Here is a 14,571-nt window from a genome sequence, read left to right on the forward strand (position 1 = left end):
AAAAGAATTTTTCACCTTTTGAAAGCACCTTCTCAAGGCTATTTTTTATTTGTTCTATTACGCTGTTTAAAGATTTAATGTCAGAAATATTATCAACAATACAAATTTTTTGATCACCCATGCAAAAATATAATTTTAAAAATAAATTTGAGTATTTCTCAGTAGATTCTATTTCAAAAAACTTATCCATTTGTAATCCCCTGTGTCTTAATTGAAAATTTATCAATGTAGGTTAAAATTTAATTAACAAATTCTGGGTAGATGTTCACCTTCTAACATTGAAAGGAGCCTCTTTCCACCAATTTTGGTGTTCAAAACAACCTTACCTTTAGGTGTATCTGTAACCTCACCAATGAGTGCAGCATGTTTTCCTAAATGGTCTTCTCGCAATATTTCCAGGGCAAGTTCAACATATTTTTCTGGCAAAATACATATAAATTTCCCTTCATTTGCAAGATATAGTGGGTCCAGCCCAAGGATATCACAACCCTCTTTTACTCCAGACGTTATAGGAAGAGCATCTTCAAACAACTCAATACACACATTGGACTGTATTGCAATCTCATTTAAAGTTGTAGCCACACCACCCCTTGTTGGATCCCTCATAACATGAATTTCTGGAATATTTTCAATTAATTTTAAGATGAGATTATTCATGGGTGCACAGTCGCTTTTTATATCAAAATTAAGGTCCAATCCTTCTCTTGCTGTAAATATTGCAAGTCCATGATCCCCAATAGTCCCATTTATTATTACTTTATCACCACAGGTTGCCTTTTTCCCAGATAGGGGTATATCAAGTACAAGTTCTCCAATACCACTTGTATTTATAAATATTTTGTCCACACTACCTTTTGGGACCACTTTTGTATCCCCTGTTACCACCAAGACTCCTGCTTTTTGGGCAGTATGAGCCATAGACTTAACTATTTTTTCTAAGTCGGATAACAAAAAACCCTCCTCAATTATAAAACCACAGCTAAGATATTTTGGCCTTGCTCCTAACATGGCTATATCATTAACTGTACCAGAGACACAAAGGGATCCAATATCTCCTCCTGGAAAAAATATTGGATCTATTGTGTAGGTATCAGTGCTAAATGAAAGTCTGGGAGAAACCTCTAAATATGCTGCATCATCTAGAGAATCTAAAATCTCATTGGACAGATGTTTTATAAAAATTTCACTTATCAATCTATTACTTGCAAGTCCGCCACTTCCATGGTCCAATAAAATTCTTTTCATAAGCTTACACTCCGTATTTATAATAGGCTGCACAACTTCCTTCTGTAGAGACCATACATGGCCCAACAGGACTAATTGGTGTACATTTCTTACCAAATAAAGGACAATCTTTTGGAGATATCTTTCCTTGCAACACCTCGCCACACCTGCATCCTTTTGGATCTCCCACATCTTTTGGAGTTAACCCAAACCTTTTTTTTGCATCAAATTCTTTATAGGTGTCTCTAATCTCCAGGCCACTTGCGTCTATCTTGCCAATTCCTCTCCAATACGCATCTGAGATTTTGAATACCTCACTTATTACTGCCTGGGCATTTTTATTTCCGTCTGGTTTTACTGCCCGCTCATAGCAGTTTAATATTTTCGGATCATTGCAAATATACATAGAGGTAAGCATATCCAGTGCATACACTATATCCATTGGCTCAAAACCAGCAATTACTGAAGGAATCTTGTAGTCTTTTGCAAGAAATTCATAAGGAGACATACCAATTATTGTGGATACGTGTCCTGGTAATAAAAAACCATTTATCTCTACCTCTCCATACTCAACCAAAAATTTTAAGGCAGGGGGGATTATTTTATGGTGAGATAGGACGCTAAAATTTTTAATGCCCATTTTTTTTGCCTGAACGATGGTTGCTCCAACTGTTGGGACTGTGGTCTCAAATCCAATTCCCCAAAAAACAATTTCCTTGTTTTTTTTATCAATGGCCAATTTCAAACTGTCTAAGGGGGAATAACAAATAACTATATTAGCACCTTTTGCGCGTAGGTCTTTTAGGGTTACTCCACTGCTGTCTGGCACCCTCATCATGTCTCCAAAGATAGCAAGAACAATATCTGGATTTTCGGCAAGCTCCATCCCCATGGCAATATCACTGGGATGGGTCACACATACAGGACATCCAGGACCAGAGATGTGTTCTAAAAGATGAGGGAATAAAAATTTAAGTCCACTTCTAAATATTGAAACAGTATGTGTCCCGCATACTTCCATAAATCTGAAAGGAGTTTTTAATCTTTCTTCTATTCTCTCTATTGTCTTTTTTATCTTCTGCTGAATCTGACTATTATCCAATCTCTCATCTCCTATATATACTATTTCACGATCTCAGTTCCTATTCCAGCCTTTGTGAATAGCTCTAAAATAATAGAATTCTCAATACGTCCATCAATGATGTGGGTTTTTTCAACGCCTTCTTCCAATGCCTCAATACAACATTTTACTTTAGGTATCATTCCCCCTGTTATAACGCCAGTGGATATGGCCTCAAGGGCCTTTTTTCTATTTATTGAAGAAATCAGCTCACCTTTTGACATAATACCTGGGACGTCTGTTAACAAAATGAGTCTTTTCGCCTTTAATGCTGAAGCTATAGCTGCAGCCACATCATCTGCATTAATATTATAAGTGTTTCCCTCCTCATCAACACCAACTGGTGCTATAACCGGGATAAATCCTTTATCTTCTAAAGTTCTAATTAACTGGCTTTGAATACTAACAACTTCTCCGACCTTTCCAAGGTCTATTATCTCAGGTGGGGCATCTTGTTTGGATACAACCATCTCCAGCTTTCTCGCTTTAATTATCCATCCATCTTTACCTGAAAGTCCAACCCCGTTTCCTCCCATTAAGTTTATCAAATTTACAATTTCTTTGTTGACCTTGCCAACTAAGACCATTTCCACCACATCCATGGTCTTTTCATCAGTGACCCTTAGACCTTGTCTGAACTTGGAGTCAATTTTTAGTTTCTTAAGCATATCCCCAATCTGGGGGCCGCCTCCATGGACTATCACAGGATTTATGCCAATGTATTTTAATAAAATAATATTCAGGGCAAAGGCCTTTTTCAATTTCTCATCAATCATGGCGTGACCGCCATATTTTATAACTATGGTCTGTTTGTAAAATTCTCTTATATATGGAAGGGATTCTAATAAGATTTTTGCCTTTTGTCTTTCTGTCTCCATGTCTTTGCTCCAAAAAAAAAATAAAAAGGGAGTCTGTAATATCAGACTCCCTTTTATTATCAATAGCTAAATAAGTCAAATATTATGCAGCTGCATCCATTTCACGTCTTGCAGCCATATCAAAGAGTACCCTTTCTCTGGCCTTGTCAATGCCAAGGGCCTTTCTCTTTTTGTCAATGTGAGCAATCATGAGTTTTGCCATTTCATATGGATCCTCTGCAAAGCCCCAGCATCCAAGACCCATTTTTTCCAGACCACTAAAGAGTAGTTCATGGAACTTAGTGCCTTCCACGGTTGGGAAGGTAACTCCAAATACAGTATATACACCTGATGCAACAAAGTATTGACCAATGGAGATGGCCTTTTCACTCATCCATTCTGGAGCAGCACCTGCAACAGGGACATCTGCAAGGGAATTACCTAGACCACCTGTTTTGACAACTTCTGCAGCTGCAATTAAAATTCTACTATTGTCAACACAAGAACCCATTCCAAGTACTGGTGGCATACCAACTGTCTCACACACCTCAGCAAGACCATCACCAGCCAAATGAGCTGCTTCAGGTACCAAAAGTCCTGCCTTGGCCAAGGCGATTTGGGAACAACCTGTCTGGAGGACCAAAACGTCCTTTTTAATAAGCTCTTTTACCAACTCCACATGCACATAATCGTGTTTTACCCTGGGATTAGTACATCCAACTACTCCAGCAAGTCCACGAATCCTACCATTTATGATATTTTCATTTAAAGGTTTATAGGATGCCCTAAATGTTCCACCAAGCGCATATTTTATATACTCATGGGAGAAACCGTGAATTCCAGGATTTACTATTTGTGGGATTTCCACTTTTACCTTTCTATTCTTAAACCTTGCAATTGCCCTGATTACGATTTCGTCAGTACATTTTTTTGGATTGTGCTCATCTAATTCAATGTGCTCAGCACCTTCAATCTTTGCCCTTGGATTTGTGGTAAACAAAAAGGTATTATAACATTTAGCAACAGTGCTAAGGCCCTGCATAATACACTGAACATCCACACCCATGGCATCAACAGCACCTGTTGCAAGTACATATTCTGTGGACAAGAAGTTACCAGCATGGGGGATTCCATGCCTGGACAATACCTCAGTACCAGAACAACACATTCCAGCAACATTTATACCTTTAGCACCAGCCTCTTTTGCAGCCTCGATTAAGGCTGGATCATTTACTGAGGCCAACATTGACTCAAAAAGATTTGGCTCATGACCATGAATTATCACATTTACATAATCCTCTTTTAAAACCCCCATATTGACATTGGCGAGCACAGCAGATGGAGTGCCATAAAGGATGTCAGAGATCTCTGTGGCAACCATGGAACCACCCCAACCATCAGACAAGGCGCATCTGCAAAATTGCAAAGTAATATTTTCATAGTGCTGATCCACACCAATATGGGTCCTGTGCATGGTCTCCATAATCTCTCTCATTGCACCTCTGGGAACAATACCCAATTTTCTCCATGTTTCTACAGTTGCTTCTGGTACCCTCTTTACAAATGGGATCTCACCTTCCACTTGCGTATAGGTTCTCTCTAATTCTTCATATAAATCCTTTGCTATCTCCTCAATAGAGCGCCCTTCTGTCTCTATATCAATAGCCTTTGCAACCTCAATTAATTTAATTGGGTCCTTAATCTGATAATCCTTGATTTTTCCATTTACTACATCTCTGAAAATATCCAACATAGACATTCCATGGTCTGTATGGGCAGCAGCTCCAGAAGCAACCATCCTGGCAAAATTCCTTGCCTGTATGGTGTCAATTGTTGCCCCACAAACACCTGTCTTTGAATAAGGATCCTTTGCATTTAGTCTGCATGGTCCCATGGAACAGTGCTTACAACAGGCAGAATCAGAACCTATTGGACATGGCTTCATATCTGCTGCACGCTCAAATACTGTTGAAACACCATCCTTATGAGTCCTCTCCAGCATCTGGGCAGTAGCATCACAAATTGTAAACTCTTTAGCTGAAAATTGTTTTTCCTTAACTTTTTTCCCTTTCTTTTCCATATAATCCTCCCTTATGGAAACAATTAAAAAACTTTAAAAATAAACTATCTTATTGAAATCCTTTACAATCTACTAAAATTCAGTGTATTGTATGTTCTAAAATTTTATTTGTCAAGCCACTAGCATTTTTAATTTGCTATAAAAAATGAACATAAAGCATATACCATTACATTAATAATACTCAGGTTTCAAATCTCTTAGCATTAATTCTTCAACAGCAACCTTTGGATCTTTATCTTTATATAGGATTTTATATACCTGAACAGTTATTGGCATCTCCACTTGCTTCTTCCTTCCCAGCTCGTAAAGTGCTTCGCAGGTCTTCACCCCTTCTGCAACCATTTTCATGCTATTTAATATATCCTTCAGCTTTTCTCCTTTGCCAATTCTAAGTCCCACTTGTCTATTACGGCTAAGATCCCCTGTACAGGTCAAAACCAGATCCCCAAGCCCTGATAGACCCATAAATGTCTCTTTTTTTGCGCCTAACACAACTCCCAGCCTGGACATCTCAGCAAGCCCTCTTGTTATAAGTGCAGCCCTGGGGTCATAACCAAAGCCCAATCCATCACAAATACCAGCACCAATGGCGATTACATTTTTTATTGCACCTCCAAGCTCAACTCCCCTATAATCTTCATTCCTATACACCCTGAAAGTTTTTGTGGAAAAAATCTTTTGAAGTCTTTCGCAAGCCTGTTTGTGGGCACACCCAATGGATACTGCAGTGGGATAACCCAGAGATACTTCTTTTGCAAAGGAAGGACCTGAAAGCACTGCATATATGGGATCAAGGCCAGATAATTCCTCAAATATAACCTCAGATATGGTTTTAAGTGATCTGACTTCAATTCCCTTACTTGCACAAACAATTATTTTATTTTTTGTTACATAAGGTCTGATTTCCCTCACCACTTCCCTTATAAACTGGGCAGGTACTACTATTAAGATAAAATCAGTATCAATGACTGCTTCTTTTAAGGAATTTGTATAACAAAGGTTGGAATTTAACTTTATATCTGGTAAAAACCAGGTATTAATTCCTTTTCTTTTAATTTCCTCTAAAAGCTCTTCTTCCCTAACCCATAAAATCACATCATATCCCTTTGATGCAAGCAAATTAGCTAGGGTAGTTCCCCACGAACCAGCTCCTAATACTCCTATTTTCAAAACAGCTTCTCCTTGCCATAATTTTTTGGAGTTATCTAATCCTTTTCCTTCAAGTTTGTCAACTTTGGTTAAAACTACGGTGGATTTTCAACTCTCCTTGACAAAGTGTTCACCAATCATCTAACATTTTATTCATTGTATGATAGTGAATGTAGGGAAATAGTTCAACTACATTGTGATGATGGATTTACGTAAAATTTTCGAAAAATTTTTTCAGGCCAGTATATGAAAAAAACAATTGAATTTAACAAAACAGAGCTAGAAATTCTTAAGATAATTCAGGACAATATTCCAGACAGTCCCATGCCATTTTTGGAAATTGCAAACAGGGTTGGTGTAACTGAAGACGAAGTTTTGAGTTTTTTAAAAGACCTTAAGTCAAAGGGTGTAATAAGGAGATTTGGTGCAACTTTAAAGCACCAGATCGCTGGATATGAATGTAATGTTATGGTGGCTTGGAAAATTGAACCTGAAGAAAAAATAGATAAAATTAAAGACATATTTATTAATAGACCTGAAATAACACACTGTTATATACGTAAAACATATCCCAGTTGGCCGTATAACCTATATACAATGATTCATGGGAGATGTGTAGATGAATGCAACTTTCTTGTAAAAGAACTACAAAAATTGACAGGAATAAACGATTATCAACTTCTTTTTAGTGATGAGGAACTCAAAAAAACTTCTATGAAGTATTTTTAATAGAACAAATCCAGGAGAAACTTATGAATAGATCAATTGATTTGTATAATAGGGCATTAAATGTTATTCCAGGCGGGGTAAATAGCCCTGTTAGGGCATGCAAAAGTGTAGGTGCAAGGCCGATTTTTATAAAAAAAGGAATGGGAAGCAAAATCTATTCTGTTGATGGCGAAGAATTTATTGATCTTGTTCTTTCCTGGGGGCCTTTAATTCTGGGTCATGCACATCCAGAGGTGGTAGAAGCAGCCAAGAATGCCATAGAATCAGGTTCCAGTTTTGGTGCTCCATGCGAAGCTGAAGTAATTTTAGCTGAAATGATCTGTGAGGCTATATCCAGCATAGAAAAGGTGAGAATGGTAAATTCTGGCACAGAGGCCACCATGAGCGCCATTCGCCTGGCAAGGGGTTTTACTAAGAGGAAAAAAATAGTGAAATTTAATGGGTGTTATCATGGACACGTAGATCATCTATTAGCAAAGGCAGGCTCAGGCGTAGCTACTTTATCTATTCCAGGGACCCCTGGAGTGCCTGAAGATATAGTGAAAAATACATTAATTGCTGAATACAATGATCTTGATGGGGTAAAGAATCTTTTTAAACAGCAGGGAGAAGATATTGCCTGTGTTATTGTGGAACCTATTGCCGGGAATATGGGACTTATCCCACCTGAAAATGATTTTTTAAACGGCCTCAGAAAACTAACACAAGAATACGGGAGCTTACTTATTTTTGATGAAGTTATAACTGGATTTAGATTTACCTATGGGGGAGTGCAAAATATCTTTAAAATCAAACCAGATCTGACCTGTCTCGGTAAAATTATTGGTGGAGGGTTTCCTGTTGGCGCATTTGGAGGAGCAGGGGAGATTATGGAACACTTAGCACCAGAAGGAGATGTATATCAGGCTGGGACTCTTTCTGGAAATCCAGTTGCCATGGCTGCTGGTATAGCCACTCTAGGAGTCCTAAAAAATAGCGATTACTCTGAACTTGAATCTTACACAAAAAATTTAGTAGATGCCATTAAATCAAGTTTTACCAAAAGGTCCATACCAACAACTATAAATCATATTGGATCGGCTTTTACTATATTTTTTACTGAAAAAGAAAAGGTGACCAATTTTAAAGAAGCAACAACAACTGATGTAAATACATTCTCAAAATTTTTTCTCCATATGAGAAATTCAAATGTCTTCATACCTCCATCCAATTTTGAATGTATGTTTACCTCCTTCGCCCACCACATAGTTGATCTGGAAAAAATTGCGGATGCTGTGCAAAAGTTTGACATCAAATGACCAGAGGGAGTTCAAGGTGGTTCTTGACAAAAAGAAATCTATTAACTTAGAAGATTAAAAAAATTTTTAATAGATTACAGAAGGAGGTAAAGTAACATGAAGAAGGTATTTTTATTGGCAGTAGCTGGAGCATTGCTTTTTTCTCTAACAGGTAGTGATTTAATAGAGGCTATGAAGATACCAAAGACAGTTTTAATGAACGCATCTTTAGGAAAGACCAAAAATCCAGTTTATGCCCCTGTTAACTTTCCACATCAAAAACATCTGAGACTTGGATGTCCTGTATGTCACCACAAATGGATAGACAAAAAAAATCCCCCCAAAAAATGTGTTGACTCTGGATGTCACGATATATTAGGTGCCAAAGGAGCACAGATGAGGGCTAAAAATTCTGCTTATAATGCCTATCACAATCCAACAAGCAATCATAGCTGCATGGGTTGTCATAAAAATAAAAAGAAACAAAATTTGGCAACAGGGCCAATTGCGTGTAAAAAATGCCACGTAAAATAAACTAAAAAGGGGGATATTCCCCCCCTTTTGTGGAGAATTTCATGGCAAAAAAACAAGAAGATATTATAGAACTAACAGATATTGTGGAAGAAGATGATACAAAGGGTTCAAAACAAGAAGATGACCTGGATAAAGAATTGGAAGAACTTTTAGATGGCACAGAAAAAGATTCAGCACAAGAGGGACAAAGTGAGGAAAAATCTTTAGATGATGAGCTAGATGCCTTATTAGAAGGGAATGAATCTCCATTATCTAGTGACTCTGATGCTGAAAAAAGCGAAGATGAGGAACTAGATATTGACTCTATTTTTGAAAAGCTGGATGAGGATTTAAGCGTTGATGGAGAGGAGGATACAATAAAAGATGTATCTGGTGATACGGAAAAGGAGCCCAAGAAAGAAAATTTAGATACTCAGAAAGGCTCTGAAACAGTGTCCCAGGATGATATAGATTCGCTTTTTGATGAGCAGGAAGATGATGCTTCTTCCCCAAAAACTGAAGTTCAAGAAGATCAGGGGAAACAGGAAAAAACAACAGAAATAGAAGAGAAAATTGAAGAAGACAAAAATGAAAAACATGAAGTTGAGCAAGGGCAGCAGCCAGAAGTCATTTCAGAAGAAAAAGAGAGGAAAGAATTAGATGAGATTGTTACAAACCTAGAAAATAAACTCCACCATATTGAAACTAAATTTTCGCAATTAGAAGACACTATTCTGTCCAGATTAGAAGAAATTACCGGAGCCAAGACAAGTAGTGAACAAGGATTGAATGTAGATAGTATATTTAAAAAATTTGATGAGCTAAAAGAGGATATAAAGGCATCAATAGAGACAGTTGATAAAAAGATTCAAGAAATATCTGCAAGAATTGACACAATAGAAACCTCTCAACAAAAAAATATTAAAGATTTTTTTGATGATTTAAAAAAAGAGTTAATTGAAGAGGTACACAGGCTGGTGCCAGCTGAGGCTGCCAGGGTTGTCAGGGAAGAAATAAAGGCGTTAGAGGAAGAGCTTGAAGAAGAGGTTTAAAAAAGGAAGGGGTGCCAAGGAGGTTTCTCTTCCTTTTTTTCCGTCCGGAAAAAGACCAGGTGCTGAGGCCAGGCCATTTCCCCAATCCGGACGGATTTTTATTTATATCCAGAAGTCTTTCAAAATTTTTCACAATTCATCTTAAGGTTTTATAAAATGAAAGAGAAAGAAATAAAAAAAATGGCAGTACAGGTAACAAAAGAAATTATAGTTAAGTTTATTGAAATTGGAAGGATATCTCCAACCAACTTTGACCAGTTTTTTGCCCCTATCTATAAAGAGGTTTTAAAAACCATTGCAACTCCTATAACCACCCAAGTAACCACTCAAGAACAAAATGAAGACAAATAACACCTCTGAAAATTCCAGGGACTATTTAATAGCTGGAATGTTTTCAAAAATAGCCCCCTTCTATGATTTTCTAAATCATTTTTTGAGTATGGGAATTGATATTTTTTGGAGAAAAAGACTTATCAAACTCATTGAACCTTCTCAAAAAAGTCCCATTTTTTTAGACCTTGCAACAGGCACAATGGATGTGGCAAGGGAAATAGAAAAAAAGTTTAGGGACAATGGCGGATTTATATGTGGAATCGATCTCTCCTTTAAAATGCTTAGTCAGGGCAAGAAAAAAATCAATAAATCCAGGATTTATTCTGTATGTGCCAACGCAAAAAAACTTCCTATAAAAAATTTTAGCGTGGACTTTGTAACAATAGCCTTTGGTATTAGAAATATTAATCCCAGGTCCCATACATACAAAGAAGTATTACGGGTGCTTAAACCTGGGGGAAAATTTTTGATCTTAGAATTTGGATCAACTCAAAAAAAGATTTTATTTGGGCTATATAATCTCTATTTAAACCATCTCTTACCTCGAATTGGGAATTTAATTTCCAAAGACCCTGGAGCCTACACCTATCTTAGTGAAACAATAAAAAAATTTCCCATGGCTAAAAAGTTACAAATGGAACTTGTTGAGGCTGGGTTTAGAGATGTATCATATATTCCCCTAACCTTTGGAATAGTGAATCTTTACACAGCCACAGCTCCCAAATAATCAAAAAGATATTTAGATATTAAAACAGGATGAAATGGATGTTGCTGGCTAAAAAATCTTCACCTGATGGTAAAATATACTATAATCAGCCCACTTAACATGGCAAATAGACCAAAATTTCGAAGGGCAGAGGGTGGTATTTCAGATATGTTTTCCAAAAAATTTTTAATACTGGATGGAAACAGAAAATAAATCATGCCTTCTAAAATAAATGCCAGACCAAGTGCACATAAGAATAGCTGCAGTGGAGTTACATACATGGACTTGTATGATGAGCTATAAAATAGTGCATGTCAATAGTTTCTCTATAACTCTACCTTTCCAAAGCGTCCAGCTTTTTTGGGAACAGGAGAGCAAATTTTCTTTAGCCTTATTAAATTGACTTTTTAAGATCTCCTTATATAGTAGAAACCCAATTTAAAAAATAAGGGGTGAGTTATTATGAAAATCGCAATAGCTGGAAAAGGCGGTGTGGGTAAAACCACAATAGCCGCATGGCTTGGAGATTATTTAAATAGGCAAAAAAAACAGGTCTGGTTAATAGATGCCGATACAGCTATTTCTTTAGGTCCTGCCTTAGGGCTTTCTTTAGATGAGGTGCCAATACCACTTGTTAATAATAAAAAGTTAATTCAAGAAAGAGTGGGCACTGGTGTATTTATTAATCTAAATCCAGATGTTGAGGACCTGCCTCAGAAACTCGCCAAAGACGTGAGAGGGATGAAGCTCTTGGTCATGGGCACCATTTCTGGTGCTGGTGCAGGGTGTGGTTGTGCTGCTAATGCCCTTTTAAAGGCCCTTTTGGCATATATGATCCTAAGAAGTTCCCAATGGATGATAGTGGACCTGGAAGCTGGAGTAGAACATCTAGGTAGAGGCACAATTACCAGTGTTGATGGTCTTGTTGTGGTTAGTGAACCAAGTATTAGGGGACTTCAGACTGCATCCAATATATCCAGGCTGGCAAAAGAGTTGGGTCTTAAAAAACAGGTGCTGGTTTTAAATAGAGCAGATGATGATTTTAAGTTGCCAGAGGATATACCCCTTCCAAAACTGGCAGCAAAGGTTCCTTATCTTGAGTCTTTAGCAGAGCGCCAAAAATCATCTTCATGTGTTTTGGACCTGCCTGATCGAGATACAATAGATAAAATTTGTGAAAAAATAATTCAAGAGATCAAAAAATAAGGAGAATTAAACCATGTCATATACAATAGCCTTTTCAGGAAAAGGTGGGGTAGGCAAAACAACCCTTTGCGGCCTTCTCATTAGATATATGTTAGAGACTGGCAAGCATCCAATCTTAGTGGTAGATGCTGATTCCAATTATAATCTAAACGAGGTGCTTGGTGTGGAAGTGGAAACCACCCTTGGAGATATCAGGGAACAGATGAAAAGAGGCGATGTGCCAATTGGAATGACAAAGGATAGATTCATGGACACAAAGCTGGAAGAGTCCATTATCGAGACAGACAAATTTGATTTAGTAGTTATGGGCAGACCTGAAGGGCAGGGGTGTTATTGTGCTGCAAACACATTGCTTACTAATTTTCTGACCAGGCTAGTGGGAAATTACGATTACATAGTAATAGACAATGAGGCCGGTATGGAGCATATAAGCAGGCTCACCACAAAGGATGTTGACGCCCTGGTCGTGGTATCAGACACCTCAAAAAGGGGACTTCAGGCAGCAAAGAGGATCAATGAACTTGCAAACTCCCTACATGTGGTAATTGGAAGGGGATATCTTGTATTGAATAACGTGGAAGGAGAACTCTCAGATGGTGTAAAAAAATATATTGATAATATTGGGTTGGAATTTTTGGGATGTGTTATGAAAGATCCTTTAATTCAGGAATACGATATGGAGGGAAAACCCACTTTTGAAATTCCTGAAGACTCAGTAGCCCTAAAGAGTGCATATGAAGTCTTTAAAAAGATCGTTTAAATAAAAAAATATGTTATTCACATTATGAGTTATCCTGATAAATTGTTTATCTATTATATTAGGGGAAAGGTTACAAAAGAGTTTGAGCTGCCAGATTATATTGGTTGTTGGCTAGAATCTGGAGATAGTTTTTTGTTTTTTTCAACTCCCCATGATGAATTAATTGATGAGCTTGTGGAAAAAGATAAAAAACTGGAGTTAAAGGACAGGTTTGAAGTAGATTATTTTGATTGGATTGGGGGCAAGATAGACTCCTTTGAGGTAGGAGGAATCAAGATTATCCCGATCTGGGAGGATGTTAATACAATAAATCAAAAAGACATTGTCCTGGACCCAGGGGTAGTATTTGGATCTGGTCAACATGCCACAACACATAACTGCCTTATTGCCATTGATTATGTTTTTTCTAAAGACAAAAACATCAAACAGGTCTTAGACCTAGGTTGTGGAACAGGCATTCTATCTCTTTTTTGTGCCAGGTTAGGGGCAGAGAAGATCTTGTCTGTTGATTTAAACCCACTTGCAGTAAAGGCTGTAAAAAAAAATGCAATCCTGAATAAATTGGAAAATAAGATCCTGCCTATCTGGGGAAGCGCATTGGATTTTTCTCCTATAAAGTCTCATCTTTTAGTTGCCAACATGCACTTTGATGTGATATGTCAGGTAACAAATTTGTATAACTTAAATAATTTTAGATGGTTAATTATATCTGGAATCTTTCCCCATCAATTAAGGGAAATAGAAAATATTCTTTTTCGAAAGGGAGTAAAGATAGATACGGTGATTGGGCAGTCTAGTGGATGGCCTACTATAATCGGGGGACAGAGGTGATGAAAAAATTAAACAGCTGGTGTATCGAATTTCCTGTTCCAAAGCCGTCTTTAGAGGATAATAGTGGAGACCTTGATAGGCTACATAGGGTATTAAAAAAAGAGACATCAATAGAGAGGGTCAATTCTCCTTTAATTTTATTAAAGGACCTTCCATCTAAATTAAGATCCAGTGGATTTCAAATTAAATGCGCCCTTTTTAGGGATAGATTGGGTTATTACTTAACAGGGATAAAGGGAAAAGATGAAAAAGGTTTTTTGGGAGTAGCAGTTGATCTTGGTACCACCAGATATGTTGTTTCTATAATGGACTTAGAATCCAGACAGGAATTATGTAAGGGAAATTACTTAAATCCTCAAGCAAAGATTGGTCCAGATATCTTGACCAGAATACATTATGCTGAAGATCCAAAGGGAAGGGAAGAGATAAGAGAATTGATCGTCCAAGATTTAGATGAAAAAATAAAGATCTTATGTGAAAAAGCTGGAACAGATGTTGAGGATATAGTGAATGTGGCAATTGCAGGAAATACAGCAATGACACACCTTTTTTTGGGGATTGAACCAAACTGGATTATAAGGGAACCCTATATCCCTCCTTTGAATAAATTGGATCTTTTCTCAGCAGAGGAGGTTGGATTAGGCCTTGGCAGAGGAACAAAGGTGTTTTTGTTTCCAAATATTGGAAGTTATTTTGGAGGAGACCTTTTAGCTGGTCTTATTGAATGTCAGATG

General features: G+C 37.4%; 16 protein-coding genes and 1 pseudogene. 10 read left to right on the forward strand and 7 right to left on the reverse strand.

All coding sequences use genetic code 11. The features are described 5' to 3' along the window. From ACY2V1_RS03010 to ACY2V1_RS03035, 6 genes are all read right to left on the reverse strand, one after another. The coding region (locus tag ACY2V1_RS03010; protein ID WP_461833317.1) for a hypothetical protein at positions 1-190 on the reverse strand (190 nt) is incomplete at its 3' end. Between the two features lie 53 nt (positions 191-243). After that, positions 244-1,245: a hydrogenase expression/formation protein HypE gene (gene hypE, locus ACY2V1_RS03015; protein WP_461833318.1), complete on the reverse strand. Its 1,002-nt coding sequence runs from the start codon at positions 1,243-1,245 to the stop codon at positions 244-246. Between the two features lie 4 nt (positions 1,246-1,249). After that, complete coding sequence (hypD, locus tag ACY2V1_RS03020) at positions 1,250-2,326, reverse strand: hydrogenase formation protein HypD (RefSeq protein WP_461833319.1); 1,077 nt, start codon at positions 2,324-2,326, stop codon at positions 1,250-1,252. 20 nt (positions 2,327-2,346) lie between these two features. Continuing rightward, positions 2,347-3,222, reverse strand: coding sequence for an acetylglutamate kinase (gene argB, locus ACY2V1_RS03025; RefSeq protein WP_461833320.1), 876 nt, complete (start codon positions 3,220-3,222; stop codon positions 2,347-2,349). Positions 3,223-3,304: 82 nt separating this feature from the next. Continuing rightward, positions 3,305-5,281: an anaerobic carbon-monoxide dehydrogenase catalytic subunit gene (cooS, locus tag ACY2V1_RS03030; RefSeq protein ID WP_461833321.1), complete on the reverse strand. Its 1,977-nt coding sequence runs from the start codon at positions 5,279-5,281 to the stop codon at positions 3,305-3,307. Positions 5,282-5,452: 171 nt separating this feature from the next. Beyond that, complete coding sequence (locus ACY2V1_RS03035; RefSeq protein ID WP_461833322.1) at positions 5,453-6,451, reverse strand: NAD(P)H-dependent glycerol-3-phosphate dehydrogenase; 999 nt, start codon at positions 6,449-6,451, stop codon at positions 5,453-5,455. A 225-nt stretch (positions 6,452-6,676) separates the two neighbouring features. Between ACY2V1_RS03035 and ahbB the strand changes: the two genes are divergently transcribed. From ahbB to ACY2V1_RS03065, 6 genes are all read left to right on the forward strand, one after another. Then, on the forward strand, positions 6,677-7,159 hold the full coding sequence (ahbB, locus tag ACY2V1_RS03040) for a siroheme decarboxylase subunit beta (RefSeq protein ID WP_461833323.1): 483 nt from the start codon (positions 6,677-6,679) through the stop codon (positions 7,157-7,159). 23 nt (positions 7,160-7,182) lie between these two features. Beyond that, positions 7,183-8,457, forward strand: coding sequence for a glutamate-1-semialdehyde 2,1-aminomutase (gene hemL / locus ACY2V1_RS03045; protein ID WP_461833324.1), 1,275 nt, complete (start codon positions 7,183-7,185; stop codon positions 8,455-8,457). A 96-nt stretch (positions 8,458-8,553) separates the two neighbouring features. After that, the gene (locus ACY2V1_RS03050) at positions 8,554-8,970 is read left to right on the forward strand and encodes a cytochrome c3 family protein (protein ID WP_461833325.1); all 417 of its coding nucleotides are present in this window, start codon (positions 8,554-8,556) and stop codon (positions 8,968-8,970) included. Positions 8,971-9,011: 41 nt separating this feature from the next. Next, positions 9,012-10,001: a hypothetical protein gene (locus tag ACY2V1_RS03055; RefSeq protein WP_461833326.1), complete on the forward strand. Its 990-nt coding sequence runs from the start codon at positions 9,012-9,014 to the stop codon at positions 9,999-10,001. Between the two features lie 156 nt (positions 10,002-10,157). Further along, positions 10,158-10,352 carry a hypothetical protein gene (locus ACY2V1_RS03060; RefSeq protein WP_461833327.1) on the forward strand — a complete coding sequence of 65 codons (195 nt, stop codon included), beginning with the start codon at positions 10,158-10,160 and terminating at the stop codon, positions 10,350-10,352. Continuing rightward, complete coding sequence (locus ACY2V1_RS03065) at positions 10,339-11,061, forward strand: ubiquinone/menaquinone biosynthesis methyltransferase (RefSeq protein ID WP_461833328.1); 723 nt, start codon at positions 10,339-10,341, stop codon at positions 11,059-11,061. The genes ACY2V1_RS03060 and ACY2V1_RS03065 overlap by 14 nt, the downstream gene beginning before the upstream one ends. Before the next feature lie 59 nt (positions 11,062-11,120). Here the strand turns inward: ACY2V1_RS03065 and ACY2V1_RS03070 are convergent, their stop codons facing one another. Next, a complete protein-coding gene (locus tag ACY2V1_RS03070; RefSeq protein ID WP_461833329.1) occupies positions 11,121-11,321 on the reverse strand; it encodes a DUF2065 domain-containing protein in 201 nt (66 codons plus the stop codon). A gap of 181 nt (positions 11,322-11,502) precedes the next feature. Between ACY2V1_RS03070 and ACY2V1_RS03075 the strand changes: the two genes are divergently transcribed. From ACY2V1_RS03075 to ACY2V1_RS03090, 4 genes and pseudogenes are all read left to right on the forward strand, one after another. Then, a complete protein-coding gene (locus tag ACY2V1_RS03075; RefSeq protein ID WP_461833330.1) occupies positions 11,503-12,246 on the forward strand; it encodes an ATP-binding protein in 744 nt (247 codons plus the stop codon). Positions 12,247-12,259: 13 nt separating this feature from the next. Then, positions 12,260-13,006 carry an ATP-binding protein gene (locus ACY2V1_RS03080; protein WP_461833331.1) on the forward strand — a complete coding sequence of 249 codons (747 nt, stop codon included), beginning with the start codon at positions 12,260-12,262 and terminating at the stop codon, positions 13,004-13,006. A gap of 24 nt (positions 13,007-13,030) precedes the next feature. Further along, entirely contained in the window at positions 13,031-13,837 is an 807-nt protein-coding gene (locus ACY2V1_RS03085; RefSeq protein WP_461833332.1) for a 50S ribosomal protein L11 methyltransferase, read from the forward strand. Next, a pseudogene (locus ACY2V1_RS03090) lies at positions 13,837-14,571 on the forward strand (hypothetical protein); the annotation flags it as partial. The gene ACY2V1_RS03085 and the pseudogene ACY2V1_RS03090, both read left to right, overlap by 1 nt.

This window comes from Desulfothermus sp., from assembly GCF_053993635.1.

Coding starts and splice junctions, on each gene's coding strand:
- hypE (WP_461833318.1), bottom strand. CDS start 1,245: ATGAAAAGAATTTTATTGGACCATGGAAGTGGCGGACTTGCAAGTAAT.
- argB (WP_461833320.1), bottom strand. CDS start 3,222: ATGGAGACAGAAAGACAAAAGGCAAAAATCTTATTAGAATCCCTTCCA.
- cooS (WP_461833321.1), bottom strand. CDS start 5,281: ATGGAAAAGAAAGGGAAAAAAGTTAAGGAAAAACAATTTTCAGCTAAA.
- ahbB (WP_461833323.1), top strand. CDS start 6,677: ATGAAAAAAACAATTGAATTTAACAAAACAGAGCTAGAAATTCTTAAG.
- hemL (WP_461833324.1), top strand. CDS start 7,183: ATGAATAGATCAATTGATTTGTATAATAGGGCATTAAATGTTATTCCA.
- ACY2V1_RS03050 (WP_461833325.1), top strand. CDS start 8,554: ATGAAGAAGGTATTTTTATTGGCAGTAGCTGGAGCATTGCTTTTTTCT.
- ACY2V1_RS03055 (WP_461833326.1), top strand. CDS start 9,012: ATGGCAAAAAAACAAGAAGATATTATAGAACTAACAGATATTGTGGAA.
- ACY2V1_RS03060 (WP_461833327.1), top strand. CDS start 10,158: ATGAAAGAGAAAGAAATAAAAAAAATGGCAGTACAGGTAACAAAAGAA.
- ACY2V1_RS03065 (WP_461833328.1), top strand. CDS start 10,339: ATGAAGACAAATAACACCTCTGAAAATTCCAGGGACTATTTAATAGCT.
- ACY2V1_RS03070 (WP_461833329.1), bottom strand. CDS start 11,321: ATGTATGTAACTCCACTGCAGCTATTCTTATGTGCACTTGGTCTGGCA.
- ACY2V1_RS03075 (WP_461833330.1), top strand. CDS start 11,503: ATGAAAATCGCAATAGCTGGAAAAGGCGGTGTGGGTAAAACCACAATA.
- ACY2V1_RS03080 (WP_461833331.1), top strand. CDS start 12,260: ATGTCATATACAATAGCCTTTTCAGGAAAAGGTGGGGTAGGCAAAACA.
- ACY2V1_RS03085 (WP_461833332.1), top strand. CDS start 13,031: ATGAGTTATCCTGATAAATTGTTTATCTATTATATTAGGGGAAAGGTT.